Annotated in this window: 1 protein-coding gene; it reads right to left on the reverse strand. The window is 46.7% G+C overall.

Annotated features, from left to right (window positions below):
* Positions 1 to 225 (reverse strand): hypothetical protein (locus tag E4T79_RS10870; RefSeq protein WP_135030152.1); only part of this gene is annotated, 225 nt, incomplete at both ends.

The following is a 225-nucleotide window of genomic DNA, read 5'->3' on the forward strand; positions in this document are numbered from 1 at the left end:
TGGTAGTGCCGTCCTTGTTCTCCAACTGGGTCAAGCGGTTATTGTCATCATAAGTATAGGTAGTCTTTTCTTCCTTACCGTCCACTTCTTCTGTACTAGTCAGCTTGTTTCCAGCCAAGTCGTAGGTGTAAGAGAGCGTAGACAGTTCCTTACCAGCCTTGTCAGATACTGTCATGGTCTCGATTTGACCGAGGGTATCGTAGGTATAGGCTTGGACAAGGGTTT

This window comes from Streptococcus sp. LYSM12 (assembly GCF_004569635.1).
Taxonomy (GTDB): Bacteria; Bacillota; Bacilli; order Lactobacillales; family Streptococcaceae; genus Streptococcus.